The organism is Mesorhizobium sp. M1403, assembly GCF_040317695.1.
Classification (GTDB): domain Bacteria; phylum Pseudomonadota; class Alphaproteobacteria; order Rhizobiales; family Rhizobiaceae; genus Mesorhizobium.
In genome coordinates this window covers 146,414-168,297 of record NZ_JAMYKY010000002.1, presented here as the reverse complement: position 1 = coordinate 168,297, position 21,884 = coordinate 146,414, and the positions used below count along the sequence as shown (strand labels likewise).

General features: G+C 59.9%; 26 protein-coding genes and 2 pseudogenes. 7 read left to right on the top strand and 21 right to left on the bottom strand.

Going from position 1 to position 21,884, the window contains the following annotated elements; genetic code table 11:
* Positions 1-30 precede the first annotated feature (30 nt).
* From NKH01_RS05430 to NKH01_RS05410, 5 genes are all read right to left on the bottom strand, one after another.
* Entirely contained in the window at positions 31-1,014 is a 984-nt protein-coding gene (locus NKH01_RS05430; protein WP_353019352.1) for a substrate-binding domain-containing protein, read from the bottom strand.
* 32 nt (positions 1,015-1,046) lie between these two features.
* Complete coding sequence (locus NKH01_RS05425; RefSeq protein WP_023717008.1) at positions 1,047-1,823, bottom strand: SDR family oxidoreductase; 777 nt, start codon at positions 1,821-1,823, stop codon at positions 1,047-1,049.
* Between the two features lie 5 nt (positions 1,824-1,828).
* Positions 1,829-3,001 (bottom strand): galactonate dehydratase, encoded by a 1,173-nt coding sequence (dgoD, locus tag NKH01_RS05420; RefSeq protein WP_353019350.1) that lies wholly within the window; start codon positions 2,999-3,001, stop codon positions 1,829-1,831.
* A gap of 181 nt (positions 3,002-3,182) precedes the next feature.
* A complete protein-coding gene (locus NKH01_RS05415) occupies positions 3,183-4,238 on the bottom strand; it encodes an alpha/beta fold hydrolase (protein ID WP_353019348.1) in 1,056 nt (351 codons plus the stop codon).
* Positions 4,239-4,570: 332 nt separating this feature from the next.
* Positions 4,571-5,155: a glutathione binding-like protein gene (locus tag NKH01_RS05410; protein WP_353019345.1), complete on the bottom strand. Its 585-nt coding sequence runs from the start codon at positions 5,153-5,155 to the stop codon at positions 4,571-4,573.
* 460 nt (positions 5,156-5,615) lie between these two features.
* Here NKH01_RS05410 and petA point away from each other — a divergent pair, with 460 nt between their 5' ends.
* The 5 genes from petA to NKH01_RS05385 are packed head-to-tail and all read left to right on the top strand — an operon-like array spanning position 5,616 to position 9,717.
* Positions 5,616-6,092, top strand: a complete 477-nt coding sequence (petA, locus tag NKH01_RS05405) for a ubiquinol-cytochrome c reductase iron-sulfur subunit (RefSeq protein ID WP_353019343.1) — start codon at positions 5,616-5,618, stop codon at positions 6,090-6,092.
* Between the two features lie 17 nt (positions 6,093-6,109).
* Positions 6,110-7,402 carry a cytochrome b gene (locus NKH01_RS05400; protein WP_353019341.1) on the top strand — a complete coding sequence of 431 codons (1,293 nt, stop codon included), beginning with the start codon at positions 6,110-6,112 and terminating at the stop codon, positions 7,400-7,402.
* Positions 7,403-7,425: 23 nt separating this feature from the next.
* Positions 7,426-8,115, top strand: a complete 690-nt coding sequence (locus NKH01_RS05395; RefSeq protein WP_353019339.1) for a mechanosensitive ion channel family protein — start codon at positions 7,426-7,428, stop codon at positions 8,113-8,115.
* The gene (locus NKH01_RS05390) at positions 8,045-8,779 is read left to right on the top strand and encodes a cyclic nucleotide-binding domain-containing protein (protein ID WP_353019336.1); all 735 of its coding nucleotides are present in this window, start codon (positions 8,045-8,047) and stop codon (positions 8,777-8,779) included. Before NKH01_RS05395 ends, NKH01_RS05390 begins: the two co-directional genes overlap by 71 nt.
* A 26-nt stretch (positions 8,780-8,805) precedes the next feature.
* Positions 8,806-9,717, top strand: coding sequence for a pirin family protein (locus NKH01_RS05385; RefSeq protein ID WP_353019334.1), 912 nt, complete (start codon positions 8,806-8,808; stop codon positions 9,715-9,717).
* A 66-nt stretch (positions 9,718-9,783) separates the two neighbouring features.
* On the opposite strand, the gene NKH01_RS05380 is transcribed toward NKH01_RS05385, so the two are convergent.
* From NKH01_RS05380 to NKH01_RS05340, 9 genes are all read right to left on the bottom strand, one after another.
* The gene (locus NKH01_RS05380; protein ID WP_023716999.1) at positions 9,784-10,215 is read right to left on the bottom strand and encodes a DUF1810 domain-containing protein; all 432 of its coding nucleotides are present in this window, start codon (positions 10,213-10,215) and stop codon (positions 9,784-9,786) included.
* Positions 10,216-10,256: 41 nt separating this feature from the next.
* Positions 10,257-10,538, bottom strand: a complete 282-nt coding sequence (locus NKH01_RS05375) for a GNAT family N-acetyltransferase (protein ID WP_352483845.1) — start codon at positions 10,536-10,538, stop codon at positions 10,257-10,259.
* A 54-nt stretch (positions 10,539-10,592) separates the two neighbouring features.
* Complete coding sequence (locus tag NKH01_RS05370) at positions 10,593-11,327, bottom strand: sensor histidine kinase (RefSeq protein WP_352846148.1); 735 nt, start codon at positions 11,325-11,327, stop codon at positions 10,593-10,595.
* 128 nt (positions 11,328-11,455) lie between these two features.
* Entirely contained in the window at positions 11,456-11,893 is a 438-nt protein-coding gene (locus tag NKH01_RS05365; protein WP_352483844.1) for a CBS domain-containing protein, read from the bottom strand.
* Positions 11,894-12,031: 138 nt separating this feature from the next.
* Positions 12,032-12,553 carry a carboxymuconolactone decarboxylase family protein gene (locus NKH01_RS05360; RefSeq protein ID WP_023674208.1) on the bottom strand — a complete coding sequence of 174 codons (522 nt, stop codon included), beginning with the start codon at positions 12,551-12,553 and terminating at the stop codon, positions 12,032-12,034.
* Positions 12,554-12,823: 270 nt separating this feature from the next.
* Positions 12,824-13,471, bottom strand: a complete 648-nt coding sequence (locus NKH01_RS05355; protein ID WP_353019331.1) for an HD domain-containing protein — start codon at positions 13,469-13,471, stop codon at positions 12,824-12,826.
* Between the two features lie 51 nt (positions 13,472-13,522).
* The gene (locus tag NKH01_RS05350; protein ID WP_353019329.1) at positions 13,523-13,924 is read right to left on the bottom strand and encodes a cupin domain-containing protein; all 402 of its coding nucleotides are present in this window, start codon (positions 13,922-13,924) and stop codon (positions 13,523-13,525) included.
* Positions 13,925-13,973: 49 nt separating this feature from the next.
* Positions 13,974-14,732 carry an SDR family oxidoreductase gene (locus tag NKH01_RS05345; RefSeq protein ID WP_353019327.1) on the bottom strand — a complete coding sequence of 253 codons (759 nt, stop codon included), beginning with the start codon at positions 14,730-14,732 and terminating at the stop codon, positions 13,974-13,976.
* Positions 14,733-14,796: 64 nt separating this feature from the next.
* A complete protein-coding gene (locus NKH01_RS05340) occupies positions 14,797-15,588 on the bottom strand; it encodes an alpha/beta fold hydrolase (RefSeq protein ID WP_353019325.1) in 792 nt (263 codons plus the stop codon).
* A gap of 426 nt (positions 15,589-16,014) precedes the next feature.
* Here NKH01_RS05340 and NKH01_RS05335 point away from each other — a divergent pair, with 426 nt between their 5' ends.
* Positions 16,015-16,242, top strand: a complete 228-nt coding sequence (locus tag NKH01_RS05335) for a DUF680 domain-containing protein (RefSeq protein WP_084642389.1) — start codon at positions 16,015-16,017, stop codon at positions 16,240-16,242.
* A 431-nt stretch (positions 16,243-16,673) separates the two neighbouring features.
* On the opposite strand, the pseudogene NKH01_RS05330 reads toward NKH01_RS05335, so the two are convergent.
* A pseudogene (locus NKH01_RS05330) lies at positions 16,674-17,422 on the bottom strand (glucose 1-dehydrogenase).
* Here NKH01_RS05330 and NKH01_RS05325 point away from each other — a divergent pair.
* Positions 17,421-17,936 (top strand): hypothetical protein, encoded by a 516-nt coding sequence (locus tag NKH01_RS05325; protein ID WP_353019323.1) that lies wholly within the window; start codon positions 17,421-17,423, stop codon positions 17,934-17,936. The pseudogene NKH01_RS05330 and the gene NKH01_RS05325 sit on opposite strands and share 2 nt — an antisense overlap.
* A 10-nt stretch (positions 17,937-17,946) precedes the next feature.
* Here the strand turns inward: NKH01_RS05325 and NKH01_RS05320 are convergent, their stop codons facing one another.
* From NKH01_RS05320 to NKH01_RS35270, 6 genes and pseudogenes are all read right to left on the bottom strand, one after another.
* Positions 17,947-18,927 carry an alpha/beta fold hydrolase gene (locus NKH01_RS05320; protein ID WP_502896349.1) on the bottom strand — a complete coding sequence of 327 codons (981 nt, stop codon included), beginning with the start codon at positions 18,925-18,927 and terminating at the stop codon, positions 17,947-17,949.
* Between the two features lie 335 nt (positions 18,928-19,262).
* Positions 19,263-19,421, bottom strand: a complete 159-nt coding sequence (locus NKH01_RS05315; RefSeq protein ID WP_352547609.1) for a hypothetical protein — start codon at positions 19,419-19,421, stop codon at positions 19,263-19,265.
* 73 nt (positions 19,422-19,494) lie between these two features.
* Positions 19,495-20,178 carry a response regulator transcription factor gene (locus tag NKH01_RS05310; protein ID WP_353019321.1) on the bottom strand — a complete coding sequence of 228 codons (684 nt, stop codon included), beginning with the start codon at positions 20,176-20,178 and terminating at the stop codon, positions 19,495-19,497.
* Positions 20,168-20,557: a response regulator gene (locus NKH01_RS05305; protein ID WP_353019319.1), complete on the bottom strand. Its 390-nt coding sequence runs from the start codon at positions 20,555-20,557 to the stop codon at positions 20,168-20,170. Before NKH01_RS05305 ends, NKH01_RS05310 begins: the two co-directional genes overlap by 11 nt.
* 2 nt (positions 20,558-20,559) lie before the next feature.
* Positions 20,560-21,201 carry a response regulator transcription factor gene (locus tag NKH01_RS05300; protein ID WP_353019317.1) on the bottom strand — a complete coding sequence of 214 codons (642 nt, stop codon included), beginning with the start codon at positions 21,199-21,201 and terminating at the stop codon, positions 20,560-20,562.
* A pseudogene (locus NKH01_RS35270) lies at positions 21,198-21,857 on the bottom strand (sensor histidine kinase); the annotation flags it as partial. The gene NKH01_RS05300 and the pseudogene NKH01_RS35270, both read right to left, overlap by 4 nt.
* Positions 21,858-21,884 lie beyond the last annotated feature (27 nt).

Genomic DNA, 21,884 nt, shown 5'->3' with positions numbered 1-21,884 from the left:
ATGCGCCCTGCGGCATGACGCATATCTGGTTCAGTGGCAGAGCTTGGCTTTGTAGTCCGACGCAAAATTTTCGGCGGTGATGTATTCCGGGTCCGTGAAGGACTGAACGGGAAGCTTCGTTCCGTCCTTGATGGAGGCCAAGAGAATCTTCACCGCCAGCGCGCCATGATTTTCCGAATTGAGCCACATCGTACCACGGAACGCCGAGGGCTTTCCGGATCCGAAAGCGTCACAAGCGCGGCTCCCGTCGATGCCGATCCCCATGCCCTGGTCTGCGGTATAGCCGGCGTTTTCCAGGGCTCGCGCACCACCCAGCACGCCATCATCGTTGCATGAATAGAATATCCAGTTCGTGACGCTGGGATTGGCCGTCAATGTGGTGGTCATCACGTCGATGGCGTTGACCATCGTATTGTCGTAGGGGACGCGAACGATATTGCCCGGCTTGAAATCGGGCACCGCCTTCAGGAATGCTTCTTCCGCGCCCTTGTTGCGCTGCATGCAGGTATCCGCTTTGCGGTCCTCGATCGAGGCGATGCGCACCTCTTTGCCGGCCCAGCCGTCGGCCTTGTAGAGCTTGGCAAGTTCTTCGCCCACCCGCGCACCGATGTTGTAGGCATTCATGCCGACATAGGGGACCTGAGTGCCGTCCTCGTAGTAGATGTCGTCATCGACCGCCACCAAGGGAATTTTTGCGGCCTTTGCTTTCTCGGCGATGACCGGTCCCAGCGCCTTGTCGGGGACGACAATGGCGATGCCTTTTACGCCATCGCCGACCATCGTATCGAAGGTCGTGATCGTTAAATTGGCGTCGAACTGAACGTCCTGCGACACGAACGCAGCCCCTGCCGCCTCGGCCGCTTTCTTGGCGCCGCCGACTTCGGCGACAAACCATGGATGGTCTCCCATCTTGTTGATGTAGCCGATCTTGATGTCGTCTGCGCTTGCTGCGCCACTCATCAGTCCGGCAGCCAGTACCGCAAATGTCGCCAAAGCCTTTGTTGTGGTTTTCATGAAGATCCTCCCTGAGAGCTCGATGGTCGTTGCTAGTCGTGGTAGAGAACCGAGCGCCCACCATCGATGGTGATCGTCTCGGCATTTATGAACGGCGCTTCGTCCGAAGCGAGGAAAACCGCCGTCATTGCAACCTCGTCCGGCCGGCCAATGCGCTTGGGCGGATGAAGGTCGTAGGCTCGCCGCTTCTCCTCGGCGGGGTTCGGGAATGTGTTCCAGTAGGCTTCCGCGATCGGCGTCTCGATATAGCCGGGGGCGATCGCGTTCACCCGGATACCGCGCGCGGCATATTCGATGGCCAGCGAACGGGTCAGGCCCAAAAGTGCATGCTTGGCGACCGGATACGGGAATGTATGGGGAATGATCTGGAACGCGTGACAGCTCGCTATGTTGACGATAGACCCCGAGCCCTTCGCCAGCATCGTCGGCAAGACTGCCTTGGCGCAGAACCATGCGGCCTGGAGGTCTAGCTTGAGACAGCGGTCCCATTCCTCATCCGGCATCGCCAGTGGTTCGTAGAAGACGTTGGCACCGGCATTGTTGACGAGAACGTCGACGCCGCCATAGCTCGTGATCGTGCGGGCGACCATGTCCGCGACCGCGGATGCGTCCGTGACATCCGTCTCGACGAACGATACGTCGGCGCCTCCGACACGCAGTTCGTCGGCGATCGCTTTGCCGCTTGCCGCATTCAGTTCGGCAATGACGGTCTTTGCCCCATGCATCGCAAAAGCCCGGGCGGTGGCGGCACCGATGCCTTGGCCGGCGCCTGTGACGATTGCGATCTTTCCTTGCAGCCGGCCTGCCATTGCATTCACCAGTCGACCACGGTGCCGTCCGGCATGACGGCGTTGCGGGCATGCAGCACTTCCTGCTTGAAGGGGTGGCGCGCGATAACGTCCTCATTGACGGTGACGCCAAGGCCCGGCAGTTCGGGCAGATCCCAGCGGCCTGGCTTGCGCCGAATTGGCCAGGTAACGACATCGTCGTACCAGGCGACGGCACCGGACATCTCCTCCTGAATGACAACGTTTGGGGTCGATATGCCGAAATGAAGAGCAGCCACACCGGCGATCGGACCGAGCGGGTTGTGCGGCGCAAGGCCGATGCCTGCGGTTTCCGCCATGGCCGCGATCTTCTTTGTCTCGAGCAGACCGCCAGTGTGGCAAATATCCGGCTGGGCAATGTTGAAGGCGCGGGCTGCGATCGAGTGCGTGAATTCGCGACGTCCAATCAGCCGCTCGCCGGAAGCTATCGGCACGGCCGATCGCGCCGTAATGTGCGACAGTCCGGCAACATCTTCGGGCGGCACGGGTTCTTCCGCGAACATGATGCGGGCCGGCTCGATTGCCTTGAGGTAATCCATCGCCGCGTTAACGGATGCAGGGCGTCCGTGGAAATCGACCATGATGTCGATATCCGGGCCAACCGCCTCGCGAAGTGAGCCAACCATGTTGGCAACAGAATCGACTGCCTTCGCAGGAGACACGTAGTGGGTGTAGGGAATGCAGACGACCTTGACCGCATCGTAGCCTGCTTGCGTCACGATGCGTGCGCGTTCCACGATGGCATCCGCGGATCCGGTCTCATAGACCGCCTTCATGTCCCCGAGGCCGAGATGCGTATAGGTGCGCAGATAGTCGCGGACCCGACCGCCCAAAAGGCGCCAGACGGGGACGCCCAACGACTTGCCCAATATGTCCCAGAGCGCGATCTCGATGCCGCTGACGGCGGACATTCCCTCGACGCCAAGACGCCAAAAGCCGTGCCGCGTAAGTATCTGGTAGCACTGCTCCACATTGCGCGGATCTTGCCCGATGAGCAGGGCCTCAAGGTCCTGAAGCGCCCCAACGACGGCTCGGGTCTTCCATTCCAGCGTTGCCTCACCCCAGCCAAACAGCCCGGGCTCGTCGGTTTCGACCCGAACGAAGACCCAGTTGCGCATTTCCGCGTTGCAGACGCGCGCCTTGATGGCCGTGATTTTCATTGGTCCTCCCAGACCTGCCGTCTTTTTTCGAGGCAATATGTATGATTTATTACGGATAATATGGACGAGTCAAGCGCAACATCGATGTGGACCAGCGCCGCGCCTCGATGTTCAGCTCGCAACCATCATGTCCTCGCCACCCATCCAGCGCAGGCATCAGCAGCTCACTCAGCTCGCCTGATCAGTATTCGCCAACGTCGATGACGGCCTGGGCGAAGGCCTGCGGGGCTTCCTGCGGCAAGTTGTGGCCAATGCCGCCGGTGACGATCCGGTGCGTGTATCTGCCCGAGAATTTCTTGGCGTAGGAACTGCTGTCGGGATGGGGTGCACCATTGGCATCACCCTCAAGGGTAATGGTCGGCACTGTGATCACGGGAGCTTCGGCCAGCCGGTTTTCCAGAACGTCATATTCCGGCTCGCCATGTGCCAGGCCGAGCCTCCAGCGGTAATTGTGAATGACGATGCTGACGTGATCCGGGTTGTCCAGGGCTGCGGCGCTGCGCTGGAAGGTGTCATCGTCGAAATTCCACTGCGGCGAAGCGAGTTTCCAGATGAGTTTGGCGAAATCGCGCGTGTATTTCTCGTAGCCGGCGCGGCCGCGATCCGTGGCGAAGTAATACTGATACCACCATTGAAGCTCCGCCTCCGGTGGCAGCGGCACCATGCCGACCTGCTGATTTCCGATGAGATAGCCGCTCACCGAGACGATCGCCTTGCAACGCTCAGGCCAGAGCGCGGCAACAACATTGGCCGTTCGAGCACCCCAGTCGCAGCCGGCGATCGTGGCCTTTTCGATTCCCAGCGCATCCATCAGGGTGATCGTATCCGCGGCGAGCGCCGACTGCTGGCCGTTGCGCATCGTGTCGTCCGAAAGGAAGCGCGTAGTGCCGTAGCCGCGCAGGTAGGGCACAATCACGCGGTACCCCTTTGCGGCAAGCAGGGGAGCGACGTCGGTGTAGGTGTGAATGTCATAAGGCCAGCCATGAAGCAGGATCACTGGGGCACCTTCGGCGGGCCTCAGCTCCGCATATCCGACGCTCAGCTTTCCGGCATTGACCTGCCTAAGCGAGCCGAATGATTTCTGCCTGGTTTGCATCGCGGATGCCCTCGCCTCGACCGTCCAAGCGGCTACCGATGCGTTCAAGCCGAGTTCGGTGGCGGCGAACGTCATTGCTGTTGCGCCAACAATGCGTCGGCGGCGATGATCGACCGTCTCGGGAGCCTTATTCGCATTCATGATGAAGCCTCTATGATGACCAACAAGCCGGAACGACCAGAACCCGCCGCCGTATCGGCCGACAGGAAATATTGCGCTTATTTCGACGGTGACTGCGACGAATCCAGGATTGTAACCGCTCGGCCAGGAGGCAGTGCGGCGAGTTCTGACCGGATGCCGGTAAGGTCCAGCGTTTCCTCGATTTCCCTCCTAAGAAATTCGAGACGTAGGCCGTCCCCGCGCTTGAAAGCGGCTGGATGTAGCATCCGCAGAAACGGCAGCATGAGAATGACTCCTGATCTTTGTTGGGGTGAGAGAATGCGTCTGATCTTATGCTCGGAGCCACCTCGGCTTCAGACGAGGCCCTCACGATCCATTGCGATGCGCACGGCCGGTCGGGCAGCCATTCGGGCGCGAAGGGCTTGCAAAGGCGCGGGAACAGGGACGTGGAAGCGGGCCGCCCAAAGCAGCATCACGAAAAGATAAAAATCCGCGACGCTGGGTTTGTCGCCGAACAGATAGTCGGTCTCGAGCCCGTCAGCGAAGAGCTCGAGTTGGCTCGTAATCGTCGCGCTCGCCTTGGCCTTTTCGGCATCGCTGCTTTGGTGCCACATCGGCTTGAAGCTTCGGTGTATTTCAGTTGAGACGTAGGCCAGCGCTTCGAGAAGGCGGGTACGGCCCAACGGCCCCGCCACTCCCAGTGCCGGGTATTGTGACGCAATCCAGTCGAGGACTGCGATATTTTCCGTCAGCGCTTCGCCGCTATCCAGCACGAGGGCTGGAACATAGCCCTTGCGCGTGACGGTGGTGAAATCATCCCCGGAGCTCGTTCGTTTGGTTTTGAGGTTCACGCTTTCGCGCTCGAAGGAAACACCGGCCTCTTCCAATGCGATGTGATCCGCCAGGCTACAGGCGAGAGGGCTGTAGTAGAGTTTCACCGTTTTCCCTTTCTGACCCCGATTGAGTTCCGCAATTGGTCGTCGCCGGGCGAAAACCTGCCCAGCGCCACGCGAGACAACTGCTCCAAAAACTCGCACTTGGCGGGGACGACGACTACGACACCGACAGCTAGGCATGCCTATGCCGAGGTATGATCGGGCTGAAGTTCGGGATCGCCGTGCGCAATGCCGGACGGTATCTCAGCTCAGTGGCCAACGGTTACCTGGAGGAATTCAGAACCTTCCATGACGGCTTCATCGCCAGCCCGGCCAGTCCTTCGCTCAGGAAATCATAAACGAAAGTATTGGACGCACGTGCCCTTGGCACGATGGCTCACACCCGGCCACGGCCGGCATATTTCGCGCGACATGAGCAGACTCGAAAGGCGAAGGCCGTGGCCTGCTTTGCTCGATTGCCATCAACGCGATGAAGCAGCTTCCAACAATAGGAGTCGCCATCATGGCCGATCTTTCCGATACCTCCACAGCCGAGCACGCATTGCGCGTCGAGGCGCCCGCCGCGATCGAGGTCGACGTCTCCTCGCTGAGGCCGGGAACGTGGCTGATCGTCGACTGGCACGGCAAGCCGGTGGTCGTGCGCAACCGCACCGAAAAAGAGATGAAGGACGCCGAGGCAGTCAATCTCGCCGAGCTCAAGGATCCAATTGCCCGCAACGCCAACCTGCCGGCCGACGCGCCAGCGACCGACGCCAATCGCACCATGCCAGGCAAGGAGGCCTGGATGGTGATGGTCCAGGTCTGCACCCATCTCGGCTGCATCCCGCATGGTCAGGAAGGCGATTTCGGTGGCTGGCTCTGCCCTTGTCACGGCTCTCAATACGACACCGCCGGCCGCATCCGGAAGGGGCCGGCACCCGAGAACATGGCGGTACCGGTGTTCCAGTTCGTCTCCGACACCAAGATCCGTATCGGCTGAGGCAGGAGGGCATTTCGATGAGCGACAAACACTCGACCTATACGCCCAAAACCAGAATCGAACGCTGGTTCGATGCCCGCCTGCCGCTGCCGCGGCTGGTGCACGACAGCTTCATCGTCTATCCCGTCCCGCGCAACCTGAACTACGCCTATACGTTCGGCGGCATTCTCACGATCATGCTGGTTTCACAGATCCTGACCGGCATCGTGCTGGCCATGCATTACGCTCCTGATACGGGGCTGGCCTTCAATTCAGTCGAGGAGATCATGCGCGACGTGAATTCGGGCTGGCTGCTGCGCTATCTCCATTCCAACGGCGCGTCGTTCTTCTTCATTGCCGTCTACATCCATATCTGCCGCGGGCTCTACTATGGTTCGTATAAGGCGCCGCGTGAGCTGCTGTGGGTGCTCGGTTGCACCAACCTCCTACTGATGATGGCGACGGCCTTCATGGGCTACGTGCTGCCTTGGGGACAGATGTCGTTCTGGGGCGCTACTGTCATCACCAACTTCTTCACGGCCGTCCCACTGATCGGCGACTGGCTCCAGCAGCTTTTGCTCGGCGGGTTCGCGGTCGACAATCCGACGCTGAACCGCTTCTTTGCGCTGCATTACCTGCTGCCATTTGTGCTTGCGGGCGTGGTGACCTTGCATATCTGGGCGCTTCACGTCGTCGGCCAGAACAATCCGACCGGCATCGAGGTCAAATCGAAAACCGATGTCGTGGACTTCACGCCCTATGCCACCGTCAAAGATGCCTTCGGCATCCTCGTGTTCCTGTTCTTCTTCGCCTATTTCGTGTTCTACCTGCCGAACTATCTCGGCCATCCCGACAACAACACGATCGCCAATCCGCTGAAGACGCCGGCCCACATCGTGCCGGAATGGTATTTCTTGCCGTTTTACGCGATCCTGCGCGCCATCACCTTCAATATCGGGCCCATCAACTCCAAACTCGGCGGCGTGCTCTGCATGTTCGGCGCGATCGCGGTGCTGTTCCTGGTGCCGTGGCTCGACACCTCGAAGGTGCGCTCGGCGGTCTACCGGCCCTGGTACAGGGTGCTCTTCTGGCTGTTCGTTGCCAATTCCCTCTTTCTCGGCTGGCTCGGCTCCCGACCGGCGGAAGGCGCCTACGTCGTCATGTCCCAACTGGCGACGCTTTACTATTTTGCGTTCTTCATCATCGCCATGCCGGTGCTCGGGCTGATCGAAAAGCCGCGACGGCTGCCGAATTCGATCACCGAAGCAGTTCTCGAAAAAGACAAGGCCAGCGGCCGAGGCCCGATCGCCGGGCCGGAGGCCAAACATTGAACTGTGAATGGCGGTGATCGTTCATGAACTGGTGGAACTCTCCTCTGGTCTACATCGTGTTGCTCGGCCTCGCCGGGATCGTCGTTTGGACCCTCATCCCCAGACGCTTCGCCAATGCGAAGCTGGTCGTCCAACTCAGCTTTTTCCTCGCGATGTCGGCCATGGTTCTCGACCTGCGCGTCGTGCCATACGAGGCCGCAGGGGACAACGAGACAACCGGAGGAGCGATCCTCATGGGCTCGGTCAAGCTGCTCTGGTGGGTTCACCTTGCCTGGGCGCTAATCGGATTTGTCCGCATCTATCTCGTTTTTGAGCGAAAGCCGCGCGAGGCACGTCTCCTGCAGGACGTCGTGGTCGGTATCGTCTATGCTGGAATGTTCCTGTCGATCCTGGCGTTCGTCTTTGCGGTGCCGGTCGGAACGCTCATTGCCACGTCCGGCGTGTTTGCCGTCATCCTGGGACTGGCGCTCCAGAATACGCTCGGTGACGTATTTTCGGGGATCGCGCTTAACCTCGGCCGCCCTTACGTACTTGGAAACTGGATCATTCTGAGCGACGGAACCGAAGGCCGCGTTGTCGAGACCAACTGGCGGTCGACCCAACTCCTGACCCCGACCCACAATGTTCCAGGACCCTTCGCCTTTGGTCACAATCAGAAGCCTGGATGCGGCAGCTATCGAGATCGAGTTGTTTTTTCGCGTCGCAAATCTTGACCAGCGAAGTGCCGCTCGGAACGAAATCTTCGATCTCATTTATCGCCATTCAAAGTCGACCGGCATGCTGCTGGCGGAGCCACTTTCGGCTTCGATTGCCATGACCAACCGGCTGAGCGACGAGAAGGCAGCCTCCCAAAGCTTCACCCCGATCGAACTCATCAGGTCCATACCGGTATTCTCGGCGCTAACGGATACCGAGCAGGAGTCGCTCGCCGCAGCGGCCTCGGTTCGCACCTACCATAAGGGCGAGATCATCGCACGACGGGGAGAGATGCTGCCGTCGCTCATGATCGTACGGACGGGAGTTATCGTCCGGCAAATTGGCGAGGACGATGCTCACCTGCAGGAGATCGGCCGGCTTGCACCCGGCGATTTCTTCGGCGAGACCGGCTTGCTCGCCGGCATTGGCGAGATGTCGAGTTTGCGGGCAATGACCCCCGTCGAGGTTTACGAGATAGACCAGGAAAGCTTTGCGCCGCTGCTGCACGAAAGGCCCGAAATGGCTGAAGATCTTGCGGCGATCCTGTCGAAGAGGGTGTCGGCTCTTAATGAAAGCGGCATCGCCGGACAGAACCACGCGAGCTCCAAATTCGCGCTCCTCAAAGCCATTCAGACAGTCTTTCGCGCCGCTCCGTTCAAGCGCGTTCGAGCACCTGGCTGACAAGGCATGCAGAAGGACAGAGATCCATGACCATCCGCCAAAGCGATATCACAGGCATCGATACAATCATCCAGCCGGCTATCCGTGATTTTGCCGACGGACTGAAGATAAGGCGCGTATTGCCCTCCTCGAATCGCCTGATGATCGGGCCCTTCATCCTGTTCGACCATTTCGGCCCCGCTATATTCGACGCAGGTCACGGTTTCGATATGGGACCGCATCCGCATATCGGCGTTGCGGCCGTGACCTACCTGATCGACGGCGAGATCGTCCACCGCGACAATTTCGGTAAAGTGCAGACCATCCGTCCTGGCGAGGTCAACTGGATGACGGCCGGGTCGGGCATCGTCCATTCCGAGCGCACGCCACCGGAAGTCCGGGCGTCGGGAAGCAATCTCTTCGGCGCTCAGGCTTGGATCGCCCTCCCCTCCCGCTATGAAGAAATTGCCGCCGACGTCGCACATTTTGGCGCTCCCGAAATACCCAGGATCTGTGCCGACGGCGTCGAGCTTACGTTGATCGCCGGCGCGTCCGACGGGTCGGTCTCGCCGGTAAGGACGTTCTCCGACATGGTCTATGCCGAAATTGTGCTCACGAGCGGTGCGCGATACCAGGTGAAACCCGAACACCGTGAGCGTGCAATCTACATCGTCGCCGGTGAGGTTGGAATTGTCGGCCAGTTCGGGACGTTTCATGAGGCCGAATTGATAGCTCTGGCGCCCGGCGCTGAGATTGTGCTCCAGGCGCCTGCCTTCCATGCGGCGAGGCTGATGCTGATAGGAGGCGAGCCCTTTTCCGAGCCACGTCATATCTATTGGAACTTCGTCTCCTCTTCAGCCGAACGGATCGAGCAGGCAAAGGCGGATTGGCGCGAACGCCGCTTCTCCGGTGTGCCGGGAGACCACGAGTTCATGCCTCTGCCAGATCGCAGCGTGTGAGGGATAAGGCAGCGGATGGTGACCTCAGCGCCGCGACAGCTTTACGCCGGTGGCGTAGGCAGACCACTACGATATCAAGTAGAGATCGTTCATCGTTTCCTCGTCGAGCAAACCGTCGAACCAGACGTCGAAGATTGTCTCGAGCAGGAACTCGTCGTTGCTTGCTTCGGAAAACAGCGTGAGGGACGCGTGCAACTTCTTCGCATCAACCTCACCGAAGACAGCGCGAGCGCTTAGGCCGGAGAGCCGCTGCAGGGTGCCAACACATTCCCGATAACGGCCTCCTAGGATCGGAAATGAGAGATAAGCGCTGGCTTCGTCGAGCGATGTGATTGAATATGGCTCAGGCGCAGTACCGCTTCGCCTGGTGGCCAACCTTGGGAAGATGAACTCCATATAGGGAGTGCACATCATTCCTTGACGGAGAATAGCCAGCGCGTCGTCGTAGACCGGATCCTGTGCGCTGACGAACCTCTGCAAATCATACTCGTCGTGCATTAGGATAGATCCCTGGGAAACCCTCAACATTCGTGCCCTGACTAGCCGTCGACGACATCTGCATAGTCCGGGTGCTTGGCGAAAAAGCGGCTCATGAAGGGACATTTCAAGATCGCTTTACGGCCGGTTTTGCGGAGCAGCTCGAAGGTGCCCTGCGCCAATCGCGACGCGATCCCTTGTCCGGAAAATTCCGACGGGACTTCGGTGTGTATCAGCGCGACCTTCCCGCCCTCGAGCCGATAGTAGGCCGCCGCAAACATATCGCCGGCGATCGGCAGCTCGAAACGGTCCTGTTCGACGTTTTCAACGACTTGTGCATCCATCTTTATCTCTCGATTGTATGTCACGTTTGTCACCGGAGGGAGATTGGCCGGCCGCTATCGCACCGCAGGCAACCGCAGAGTGACGGTCGTGCCTGCCCCAAGTGTGCTCTGAATATCGATGCTTCCGCCTGACTGCTCGGCAAAGCGCTTCACCATCGGCAAACCGACGCCGCCGAGGCCTTCGCTTTTGGTGGTGAAGAACGGATCGAAGGCGCAGACCATCGTCTCGCTGGTCATCCCGATACCGCTGTCCGCGACACGGATATCTACCTGACCGGCGGTAGAGCTTTCAGAGGCCAAGCCGGCATCGATCGAGATGAAGCCGCCGTCAGGCATTGCATCGCGCGCGTTGAACAGAAGATTCAGAACCGCATTTTGCAATCCAAGGCGATCGCATCTCACCAAAGGCAGGTCCGATCCAACCCGAAGCTCAAGACCGAAATTGGCATCCAAGGCGCTCCGCACGAGGGTTTCGATCTCAGCCAGGCAAGCACCTACGTTTGTGTATTCGATTTCCGCGGGGCTCTCTCGGGCCAGGCTGATGGTTTGCCGGACAAGGCCACTAGCCCGTTCCAAAGCCGTTTTGGCGCCGGCAACTACAGGCCCAAGCGCCGGAGCCGCTTGGATGCTCGGATCGCGGGCCAGGTGGTTCAACGCCGACGAGGCGACCTGAATGAGATTGCCCAGGTCATGGACGATGCCGGCCGTCGACATTTGCACGGACATACCACTTCCAGGACCATCGGACGGGCTGTCGAAGACATCTTCTTTTATGTCCGGACGAAACATTTCATTACCCCGTTGGCTCAGCCGACACCTATTTGCTTCAATACACCATAATTTATGGTATTTATTATCCATTATATCTAAGAAGACTTCGATATATACTTCTGTATATCCAAACGCGAGACCATGATCTATTGATAGCCGATCCCGCTGATGTAGTTGGCAAGCAGCCGTTCCTGCAGTTCCTCTTGTTTGAAGAGCGCCTTCATCGCATCACGGATATCGAGGACGCCTAACGGTTTCGAGTCAGCCCCGAGCACCGGCACATTCTGCAGGCCTTGCGCGGCCATGGTCTGCCAGACTGAATGAAGATCATCATCGGGACCACAGGACACGATGGACCGGCTCATCAATGCCGCAATCGGCGCTTCTGTTGGCCCTGAATTCGCTAGATGGCGGACAAGGTCGGACTTGCTCAGCACGCCTGCCGCCTCCCCACTGCCGTGGCACACCACGACCAGGCCTATTGCGGGCCTGGAAAGTGAGAGTGCTGCACTGCGGAGTGGAGCGTCGACGTCGATCACCATGAGACGGGCCGATATTACTGGATGCAGACTGTCAATGCGCATGACGCCCTCCTGAGAGCGCCTCGCGGCCGCGGCCGGGAGGCTGGGATCGGTTCCAGGGTTTGGTCGCCGAGGTCGGCGCCTTTGCCTGGCCGGTCAGAATGGCGCGAAAACAAGCGCCATTCTGACCCATTCCAAAGATTAGCTTAGCGCTGCTTTGCTCAGGCCAAACTTCGCATCCCCCGAGCCCGGGACCGGTTTGAAGCCGATGTTCAGACGGTTCCAAGAATTGACCGCCATGACGACGAAGGTCAGATCGGAGATTTCCTTCTCGGAAAGCTGCGACCTGACCCGATCGTAGATCTCGTCCGGGACACCCTGCTCGGGCAGCTTGGTCAAGACTTCCGTCCATGCCAAGGCTGCACGCTCGCGAGGAACGAACAGGGTCGAATCCCGCCAGGCTGCCAGGTGGTAAAGGCGCAGTTCGCGCTCGCCATGAATCTTCGCCTGTTTGACGTGCATATCAAGGCAGAAGGTGCACCCGTTCAGTTGCGCGGCTCGGACTGCAACAAGGTCGCGGATCGGTTCTTCGATTGACCCCTCTCGCGTCGCACCAAGAAATTCAATAAATTTCTTCAGAAGTTCCGGCGACTGCTCCGCATAACTCGCGCGTTGGGCGACGGCTTTTCCTTTCGGAGCGACCGGTGACGCTGCAATATTCATTACTTATCTCCTTGAGGTGTTTGCAATCCATTGCAGCGTAAGGATGACCGGTGAGCCAAACTGTTGCTATCGTGCCGATGATATGTATTGCCACTCGATTGGTTTGGGGCGCCTAAACCGAAGTATAGGAGGTGGAAATTCGTACCCTGAACGCTGCCATCGGCAATTCGCTTTGCCGCAGGCATGCGACAGGCGCACAGCGTTTGGGTCATATGAAGGGCTCGGCTGAGCTGGCCAGCGTCGATCGAGAGAGCTGGATCGAAACTGCGTTCACTCTTCGAAGGGAGCGTTCATCACAAGATCAACTGCCGAAGTCGCCTTGTAGCCTGAAACAAAGCGCTCGCCGAAGTCCCGGGCAAAGTTGTCGTAGGTGGTTTCCGGCCTGACCTCGGCGATATGGCAAAAGCATCGAGTCATCCGTCGCTTCATTTGGAGGCGTGGAAACTCACCGATGATCTTTGCAATCTCGGCTGACGAAACGAGGCTGTATTGCAAGCCGACGACATCGAGGCAGATGCCGGCTGTGCAAAGCGCCACCTCAGCCTCCTTGTAGAGGCCGATCGACGGCGTCGAGTTGAGGGCGACGCTGTCCCAGATCAATTGGGCGCGCCGCTCGTCGAAGCCGCCTTCCCGAACGAAGGTGCGGGCAAGATCGGCGCCTTCCACTTCGAAACGGCGCGGCCCGGCGAAGTCCTCATTGAGCGTGACGTCATGCAACAGGGTTGCAACGGCAACAACCTCCGCGTCGTGCTGGATATTCTGAATCTGTCCGATCCGGGCCGCGAAAAGCCAGGATCGGACTACGTGGTTGAACAAGTAAGGTTCACATCGCTGGCGGGCATGTTCGATCGCTCGGCCGACAAGCGGTGTATCGGGGACCGAAATCCCCGCAAGTGTGCGGCTGGCGATCGAATTCATGTCACTGACCGTCCCTTCGCATACGCCCCGATGGTCCGGAGGGCCACGATTTCATTTCGCGTTCGTCGTCAGTTCCGTCTCGCTGGTGTCGACGACGAAAATAGCAAGCAGACGAGCGCCTTCCGTGTTGCTGGCGTTTTCGCTGACGGCATGACGGTCGCCCGGGAATTCCGAGAAACTCTCGCCGGCGCGATAAGTCTTCACCGGCCCATCGTTGACCTGGCTTCGGATCGTCCCCTCCAGGACCGTGGCATAGATGAACGCGGATTTGGGATGGGTATGGGCCGGCGACGTACCCCCCGGCGCGTACTCGACGAGCACGGCTTTCATGCTCTTGCCGGGCACGTTTGGAAGGGCCTGGTCGTAGACAAGCTTCACACTGGCGGCGTCTTTGGCCATTGCTGCGGTGACGGAAGCGGCGGTGAGCGCGGCGCAGAGAAGTGTTTTGATCATGTCTGGTCTCCTTGTTGTAATGCGAATGGTGGGCCTATCCGATGATTGCTTACTTCGGTGGTGTGTATCGGCTGAGCCAATCATCGAAACGCACGGCGCCGATGCGCGCATTCTCGCCGGGCACAAGCGTTCGATCGTCGATTGCCACCTGGCCATAGTAGAGCGCGCCGGGATCCGAGACGACTTTGCGAGGGTCGTTGGTGGCCTTCAGGAAGCGCTCGACAAGTTCGCTCATGCGAACGCGCTCCGGGCCGGCAATTTCGATCATGCCGTTCAACGGCGCGGCAAGCGCGACGTCCGCCATCGCATCGGCAACATTATCAGCCGCCATGGGTTGGAAGTAGGCCGGTGACATATGAATGGTATCCCCGACGGCGCCTGTGTTTGCGATGGCGGCGGTGAATTCGAAGAACTGAGTGGCGTGAACGATCGTGTAGGGAATTCCGGACTCCCTAATCAGCTTTTCCTGAAGCAATTTGCCGCGGAAATAGCCCATGCCCTGCAGCCGGTCGGTACCGACGACCGACAGCGCCACGTGATGACGGACACCGGCAGCCGTTTCGGCGGCAAAGAGATTACGCCCGGATGCCTCGAAGAACTCCAAGGCAGCCTTTTCCTCGAACGACGGCGAGTTCGCGAGGTCGATGACGACCTGCGCACCGGCAAGCGCGGCGGCCAGACCCTCTCCCGTAACGGTGTTGACGCCCGAATTCGGCGACGCCGCAAGCACGTCGTGTCCTTTGTTTCGCAGTCTCTCCACGGTCTTTGAACCGATCAGCCCGGTTCCGCCGATTACGACGATCTTCATGTCTAGTCTCCTGGTGTTCGTGTCTATTTTCGTTGTCGATCGGATGCTGGGCGTTCCCGGCCTGCTACTGACTGACCGATGCAGCAGCATCCTCGATGAGTGACGTGACCTCGTCGGGATGCGAAACCATGAGCGCGTGGGACGCACCCTCGATGACGACGGTCTTTACCGCGTGCGCACGCTTGGCCATGAAACTCATGACGGCTGCCGGGATGTTCCGGTCATCTGAGCCGTAGATCATGTAGGACGGCAGCGTCTTCCATGAGGCGACGCCCGAGGCTTCAGCCAGAGCTGCCTGCGCAACAGGGCGTTGAGTGGCAGCCATCAGCAAAGTCTGCTCTTGCGGAACGTCGGCGGCGAACTGGGCGCGGAACTTGGCCGGCTCGATGAAGAGGTCTTGTCCGCCGTCCGGCAACGCGACTGGAGCAAGCGCGCTACCCAAGGTGCTGCCGGGAAACATGCTGGACAACGTAAGGCTCGATTCGCCGGTATCCGGAGCGAATCCGGCCACGTAAACCAAGGCCTTCACATTGGGATTGCCATTGGCGGCCTCGGTGATGACAGGCCCGCCGTAGGAATGCCCCACCAGCACGACCGGCCCGGAAACCGACCGGACGATGGCTGAGACTGCTTTCGCATCGCTGGCAACGCTGCGGAGCGGATTGGCTGCGGCTATCGCTACATAACCGTCTTTGCTGAGTTTCGTGATGACTGCGTCCCAACTCGACGATTCCGCGAAGGCGCCGTGCACCAGTACGATCGTCGGCTTGGGCTGAGAATTCGCGGCCTGCGCCATCCCGCCGCCCGACGCGGCAAGCGCCGCAGTGAGCGCCAGGACTCGAGTTATGTTTCGCATTTGCTTTCTCCCGTGTGGCCTGTGGTGACCAATGCTCAGGAGAATGCGCCGACGTGGCCCGCCAGCCTATTGTGCGGAAGGGTCTGTCATACAATGCCAAGGTGCAGGGTAGGTCACCAGGGAGATCAGGTGCCCCGGAGCACGATTGAGGTATCTATGCCGGGTGTGCATTGTCGGCAGGCGCCGGAATAGACACTGAGGGCGCGCGGCCAGAGAGCTGTCGATCCGTTGAGCATTGGTGAGCCGGCCGGATCGACACGGCGGCAAAGCCTTCTCTCGTCAACGACATAGTCCCTGGCCTTCGGCCTGCATCGCCCAATGCCTTCGCATGGGTCAAACAGCTGGACCGTCTGATCGTGTCGCTGCGTCACGGCATTTATATTTGCGTGGGTGAATACCATCCAAGCTACCAATGGAGTTACCAAAATGAAAATGACAGCCCTTGCTGCCGCCGCGCTTGTTATTACAGCAGGAAGCGCCATTGCCGGAAGCGACCACTATGGATCAAACGGAGCCCAGCAGCCTGCGACTGCGTCTGACAACGTGTATACATCCTCGATCAAAAAAATGAGCAACGATATCGGGGTGCCGAAAACCGTACGCAAGCCGATTGTTCCCAACGATGAATATGGCCAGGGCATCTGGGGTCACTGATCCCGACCTGCAGAAAATTGAACGGACCAGGGCGTGACCCTGGTCCTTCCGCCGTATCGGCAATACGGCTCCGTGGAGGTCCGTCTGTCGGCAAATCCACTGCCCGGCCGGCTCGTGCCCGGCCAGTCCGCGCCTGTCGAGATTGACCGAGGGAGCGCCCTCAGCGAGGACAAAGTCCGTTGAATGGCGCCTGACCGGGGCCTTCGCCGACAGCATTGCTCAGTGTGCCGATTTCTGTCTTGCGCGTTGATCCCTGCAATGCGACTGTAGCCGTTTACGTACCTCAATTTGCGTCCTGTCGACGAACGTTCTCGCCTTCGACCTATTTGGCGTGACTCGTGCGGCAGCTTCCCGGAAAATCTTCGTCAGGAAGACCGATTGCTCAGCCGTTATTCGGCAGTCTATTGGAGCGACGACATCGCAGTCGTGGCTCAGAGCACTGCCATCCCGCCGTCGACCCGCAGATTGATGCCCGTGACGAAACTGCTCGCGTCCGAGGCAAGGAACAGAGCGGCTTTTGCCAGCTCTTCCGGCTGCCCATCCGGCCCAGGGGTATTGCCTCCGCCATCGCCTTTTCAAACAGCCCGCGCTGCTCAAACGGTATGCCTAGCTTATCGAGAATAGCCGTATCCACCGGACCTGGGCTGAGGACGTTGACCCGGATGCCGCGAGACTTCAGTTCGATCGCCCAACCGCGCGCAAAGGCATTTATAGCCGCCTTCGAGCCCGCGTAAACAGCATGACCGTCCAGAACCTTCTCGCTGGCCAGCGAGCCTGTGAGGATGATTGCGCCGCCGTTCCGCATGATCGGAATCAGCTTCTGGACGCCGAAGAAGACGTCACGCGTATTGACGGCAAATTGCGCATCATACTCTGCCTCGGAGACGTCGGCCGAGTGCGTGATGGTGTTTATGCCGGCGTTCGCCATATAGATGTCGAGCGCCCCGAACCTCTGGCGGATCTGCTGCGCTACCTCGTCATGGTGCGACACGTCGGCCACATTTCCCTGAATGCCCAGCGCGCCTGCCCCGATCTATGCGACCGCTTCCTCGACCGCCTGCCGCCGGCGGCCGGTAATGACGACTTGCGCGCCCTCGGCCGCAAAGATTTTTGCAGCCGATAGTCCGATCCCGCTGTTTCCGCCGGTGACCACCGCGATCTTGCCTGAGAGTGCGCCCATGTCGTTCCTGCCTTCGAAAAATTGTGCCGGTGCTGCTGCGATGGTCGCAACTGCTGGCCAAGAAAATCTCACCCGAATTGAGACCGCCAAAATGAGCGGCAATCGCAAACGGCTACCGATTGATAAACTCGCGGCGCTTAGCCAGTTTGACGTCTTGGAGAGCGCATTGGCCTTCAAGGCAGAACAAGCGCGCGGCGGCGACCCCCGACAGCGCGACGTAGTGTCGAACACCGGCGATCGCCTCCGCGCTGCACAGGCGCGGTTGCCCGAATGGCAGCCGTGTCGCAGCACATGTTTCGCGCCTTTGCCAGCGCTCCAGCTCGATGGCGCAGTGGTTCGGTTCCACAATCCGGGACATGAGCCGGCAGAACCAGCATTCAGGCCACCGCTCGGCTATGCGAGCGCACAAGGTTTGACCTGGCGCGCCACCCGAAATGCGGTTCAGGGCGCGCGAAATATTGCCAAAGGTGGTCATCGGCGGCTCCAAGGAATTGCGGAAAACATGCGGTCGTGACTGAGGCTTGCTATCCTTTGATGAAGGCGAGCAGGTCAGCATTGACCTGATCCTGGTGCGTGGCCGTAATCCCGTGGGGTGCGCCGGGGTAATAGATATCCTTTGCGCCTTTGATCAGTCGGGCCGACTTGACTGCCGAGTCCTTGACGGGGACGATCTGGTCGTCCTTGCCATGCAGGACCAAGGTTGGCACATCGAACTTCTTGAGATCCTCGGTGAAGTCGGTCTCGGAGAACGCCTTGACGCTTTCGTACGCGTTCACGAGACCCGCCTGCATGCTCCAGAGCCAGAACTGATCCAGAATCCCCTGGGAAACCTTGGCGCCTGGCCTGTTCGCGCCATAAAACAACGGTGCGAGGTCCCGGTAGTACTGCGAACGATCCTTGACGAGGCCAGCCCTTATGCCGTCGAATACCTCGATCGGCAGGCCTTCCGGATTGGCCGGCGTCTTCACCATGATCGGCGGAACAGCGGCGATAAGAACAGCCTTGGCCACCCGCTTCGTCCCGTGCCGTCCGATATAGCGAGCAACCTCGCCTCCTCCGGTGGAATGGCCGACCAGCGTGGCGTCCCGGAGATCCAGCGCCTCGATCACGGCTGCAAGATCGTCGGCATAGCCGTTCATGTCGTTGCCGGATGTGGCCTGGCTCGATCGCCCATGGCCGCGCCGGTCATGCGCAACCACGCGGAAGCCGTTATGGGCAAGAAAGAGCATCTGGCTGTCCCAGGCGTCGGAATTCAGCGGCCATCCGTGCGAAAATGTGACGACAGGACCCTTACCCCAGTCCTTGTAGTAGATTTCGGTGCCGTCCTTGGTCGTGATGGTGCTCATCGTCTTGGTTCCTTTGGTTGAGGGGGAAGAGGGAAGGTTTTGTTTTCGGCTCGCGGCCGAAGCAGCGCGGGGCAGTCCGGCGGCAACGGTGGCGATCAGGCCGGCCAACAAGACATCGCGGCGAGATCCGCCGACGGAGAAAAGTCCGTCGTTGTTCATCATGTCCATCCATGTGCTTTGAACATCCTGCTCACCATCACGACCGTCGAATCGGCCCGTGCGGTCGCGGTCGGGAGGAACGAGCGAGGAGCGGTAGAAACGCGACGGTCGTGATGGCTTGCGAGGAACAGGATGCACCGATCCGGGCCGCGAACCTATTCTACGGAAGCATCTGTCATACGATGCCAAGGTGCAGGGCAGGCACGCCGAGGATTGGGGACGGGCCGAGGCAAGCTCTTATAGACATACGTCAATTTAGGCTTGGGTAGCGGCGCGGGACCGACGCGGCATGGCCGGCGTCAGTTGCTGTGCATGAAATGTTGCGAGTTTGTCGGTCAGGCTGGCGCCGCAAAAGAGCGCCGCTCAGAGGTAGCGATGTTGGCGCGGGCCTGGCCGCAAAACACCCAATAGGAACCACCGATGTACATCAGGACCACCCGCAGCAGCAGGAGCGTGCCGACGGGCAGGAAGGCCTTCGCGCGCTGAAGAAGCAAATTTCCCACAGCCTGAAATGGCCGGCGCGCTGGGCGATCCTATTGGATGGGGCATGGATCGGCTGTGCCAATTCTAGACCTCGCGCATCGGCGGGGGCAGCGTTTCCCACGCCCGGATCAGCTCACCGATGGAAGCAGCTTCCATCTTGCGCATGACATTGCCGCGGTGAAGCTTGACGGTCACTTCACTGATGCCGAGGTCGAAGGCGATCTGCTTGTTGAGGCGTCCCCGCGCCACTTCTCGCAGAACCTCGCGCTCGCGCGGCGTCAGCGTCTCGACGCGCTCGATGTTGCGCTTGACGACCACCGCATCCGCCCGCCGCTTGGCGTCCACCGCAATGCCCGCGATCACGGCGTCAAGCAGCGTCTGATCCCGCACCGGTTTCGTCAGAAAGTCCACGGCGCCGGCCTTCATCGCCTGGACAGTCATCGGGATGTCGCCATGCCCGGTCAGGAAGATGATTGGTTTGGGGTTGCCGTTTTTCGCAAGATGGTGCTGCAGATCGAGACCGCTCGTCCCTGGCATGCGCACGTCGAGGATCAAGCAGCCGGGGCTCTCCAACACGTCGGCGTCAAGCAATTCACGGGTCGAGGTAAAGCACACCGGCAGGAAACCCGCCGACAGGATCAATTCAGACAGCGCCTCCCGAACAGAGGCATCATCATCGACAATAATGACCAGCGGCTGCTCGGCTTCAGCCCTCCGCTGCTGTGATGACGGCGTCGATCTCCGTAAGGCCAATTGGTCAACTCTCATGTTTAGGCTCCGTTTCTGGGTTGCGTAAAGCGTCGCCGATCGCCGCAAGCAGTGCCTGGCCATCGAACGGCTTGCGGAAAAGCCCGCCAATGCCCTTGGCGCGGTGCTGATCCACTATCTCGTGGCGGCCGGTGATCAGGAACACAGGCAGGTCCGGACGCGCCTTCTTGACCAAGTCACGAAGTTCAAAGCCGTCCATGCCGGGCATCCCGATGTCGGTGATAAGCATGTCCAATCCAGACAGGCCGCTGACCAGCAATGCCCCCGCCGACGAGAAGCTGCGTGCCACATAGCCGGCGGACTCCAGAAGGTCCTCCAGCGACTCGAGCAGTCTTGGATCATCGTCGACAATCGCCACGACAGGCCTCCGCTTGCTCACGCTCAGCTCCCCCCTGCCCGGCGCGAGTGCGTGATCGGTATTCCCAATCGCTCGGCGATGCGCACTAGGTCGGCGAGCGACGCCGCGACCATCTTCTGCATGACGTTCCTTCTATGAATTTCCAGCGTAACTTCGCTGATCCCCAGTTCAGCGGCGGCCTGCTTGTTGAGCAAGCCGCTGACCACCAGCGGCAGCACCTCACGTTCGCGCGGCGTCAGCTCGAGATAACGTTGCTTCAACACGCCCAGCTCGGCGCGCTCCGATCGCTCTACCCGATCCTGGGCAATCGCTGCATGGATTGCGGCCATGAGGTCTGCATCGCTGAAGGGCTTAGTCAGGAAATCTACGGCGCCGTGCTTGATCGCACGCACCGAGGACGGGATATCGCCATGTCCTGTCAGGAAAACGATCGGCGGATGATCGCCCTCGGCAATTTGCCGCTGCAGATCGAGGCCGTTAATATCCGGCAACTCGATGTCGAGGATGAGGCAGGCAGGGACGTCCGGCTTGTCAGCACTGATATAGTCGCCTGCCGATCCGAACGCTACGGCGCGCATGCCGTGTGCGGCCAGCAGCTCACTGAGCGCCTCCCGGATGCGTTCATCGTCATCTACGATGAAGACAATTTGGCCGTCCGTCGTCATGACGCCGCTTTCGCTTCAATCGGTAACGTGAAGATAAACGTCGCTCCACGTGGTTCGTTCTTCTCGACCCATAGACGCCCGCTATGCGACTCGATGATCGAACGGCAGATCGCCAGCCCCATGCCCATCCCTTGCTCTTTCGTGGTAAAGAACGGCTCGAATATCCGGTCGGGAAACTCGACGCCCCGGCCGTGATCGCTGACTTCGGTCTGGACAACATCCCCGATATGGCGCACGCGGATTTTGATAACTCCGTCGTCCGCAACAGAGTCCATCGCCTCCATGCCGTTGCGGATGAGATTGACCAGAACCTGCTGGATTTGGACGCGATCGAACGCGACTAGCGGAATGTCGCTTCCGACATCAACGCTGATGCGAACGCCCCGCCGCATCGCTTCCTCGGCCACGAGGTCGCGTGCCTCTGCGATGACACTGCTGAGCGTCGCATTGGTCCTCGTCTCGGTGGATTGCTTGAACAGTGCACGGATGCGGCCGACGACGTCCGCCGCCGAATTGGCGTCCCGGATGATCCGCTCGGCCGTAATCTTCGCACGTTCGACGTTCGGCGGGACGGCGCCCAGCCAACGGTGGCACGCATGGGAATTGGCGACGATCGCGGCCAGCGGCTGATTCACCTCGTGCGCGATCGAAGCGGAAAGCTCGGCGAGACTTGCAGCCTGAGT

What these genes read in the sequence shown, in the direction of transcription:
- NKH01_RS05350 (WP_353019329.1), bottom strand. Translation starts at nt 13,924, where the DNA reads ATGATCAAAACACTTCTCTGCGCCGCGCTCACCGCCGCTTCCGTCACC.
- NKH01_RS05300 (WP_353019317.1), bottom strand. Translation starts at nt 21,201, where the DNA reads ATGACGACGGACGGCCAAATTGTCTTCATCGTAGATGACGATGAACGC.
- NKH01_RS05415 (WP_353019348.1), bottom strand. Translation starts at nt 4,238, where the DNA reads ATGAATGCGAATAAGGCTCCCGAGACGGTCGATCATCGCCGCCGACGC.
- NKH01_RS05320 (WP_502896349.1), bottom strand. Translation starts at nt 18,927, where the DNA reads ATGAACAACGACGGACTTTTCTCCGTCGGCGGATCTCGCCGCGATGTC.
- NKH01_RS05385 (WP_353019334.1), top strand. Translation starts at nt 8,806, where the DNA reads ATGACCATCCGCCAAAGCGATATCACAGGCATCGATACAATCATCCAG.
- NKH01_RS05360 (WP_023674208.1), bottom strand. Translation starts at nt 12,553, where the DNA reads ATGAATATTGCAGCGTCACCGGTCGCTCCGAAAGGAAAAGCCGTCGCC.
- NKH01_RS05380 (WP_023716999.1), bottom strand. Translation starts at nt 10,215, where the DNA reads ATGCACGACGAGTATGATTTGCAGAGGTTCGTCAGCGCACAGGATCCG.
- NKH01_RS05340 (WP_353019325.1), bottom strand. Translation starts at nt 15,588, where the DNA reads ATGCGAAACATAACTCGAGTCCTGGCGCTCACTGCGGCGCTTGCCGCG.
- petA (WP_353019343.1), top strand. Translation starts at nt 5,616, where the DNA reads ATGGCCGATCTTTCCGATACCTCCACAGCCGAGCACGCATTGCGCGTC.
- NKH01_RS05365 (WP_352483844.1), bottom strand. Translation starts at nt 11,893, where the DNA reads ATGCGCATTGACAGTCTGCATCCAGTAATATCGGCCCGTCTCATGGTG.
- NKH01_RS05335 (WP_084642389.1), top strand. Translation starts at nt 16,015, where the DNA reads ATGAAAATGACAGCCCTTGCTGCCGCCGCGCTTGTTATTACAGCAGGA.
- NKH01_RS05425 (WP_023717008.1), bottom strand. Translation starts at nt 1,823, where the DNA reads ATGGCAGGCCGGCTGCAAGGAAAGATCGCAATCGTCACAGGCGCCGGC.
- NKH01_RS05430 (WP_353019352.1), bottom strand. Translation starts at nt 1,014, where the DNA reads ATGAAAACCACAACAAAGGCTTTGGCGACATTTGCGGTACTGGCTGCC.
- dgoD (WP_353019350.1), bottom strand. Translation starts at nt 3,001, where the DNA reads ATGAAAATCACGGCCATCAAGGCGCGCGTCTGCAACGCGGAAATGCGC.
- NKH01_RS05395 (WP_353019339.1), top strand. Translation starts at nt 7,426, where the DNA reads ATGAACTGGTGGAACTCTCCTCTGGTCTACATCGTGTTGCTCGGCCTC.
- NKH01_RS05400 (WP_353019341.1), top strand. Translation starts at nt 6,110, where the DNA reads ATGAGCGACAAACACTCGACCTATACGCCCAAAACCAGAATCGAACGC.
- NKH01_RS05345 (WP_353019327.1), bottom strand. Translation starts at nt 14,732, where the DNA reads ATGAAGATCGTCGTAATCGGCGGAACCGGGCTGATCGGTTCAAAGACC.
- NKH01_RS05375 (WP_352483845.1), bottom strand. Translation starts at nt 10,538, where the DNA reads ATGGATGCACAAGTCGTTGAAAACGTCGAACAGGACCGTTTCGAGCTG.
- NKH01_RS05325 (WP_353019323.1), top strand. Translation starts at nt 17,421, where the DNA reads ATGTCGTTCCTGCCTTCGAAAAATTGTGCCGGTGCTGCTGCGATGGTC.
- NKH01_RS05370 (WP_352846148.1), bottom strand. Translation starts at nt 11,327, where the DNA reads ATGTTTCGTCCGGACATAAAAGAAGATGTCTTCGACAGCCCGTCCGAT.
- NKH01_RS05355 (WP_353019331.1), bottom strand. Translation starts at nt 13,471, where the DNA reads ATGAATTCGATCGCCAGCCGCACACTTGCGGGGATTTCGGTCCCCGAT.
- NKH01_RS05310 (WP_353019321.1), bottom strand. Translation starts at nt 20,178, where the DNA reads ATGAGAGTTGACCAATTGGCCTTACGGAGATCGACGCCGTCATCACAG.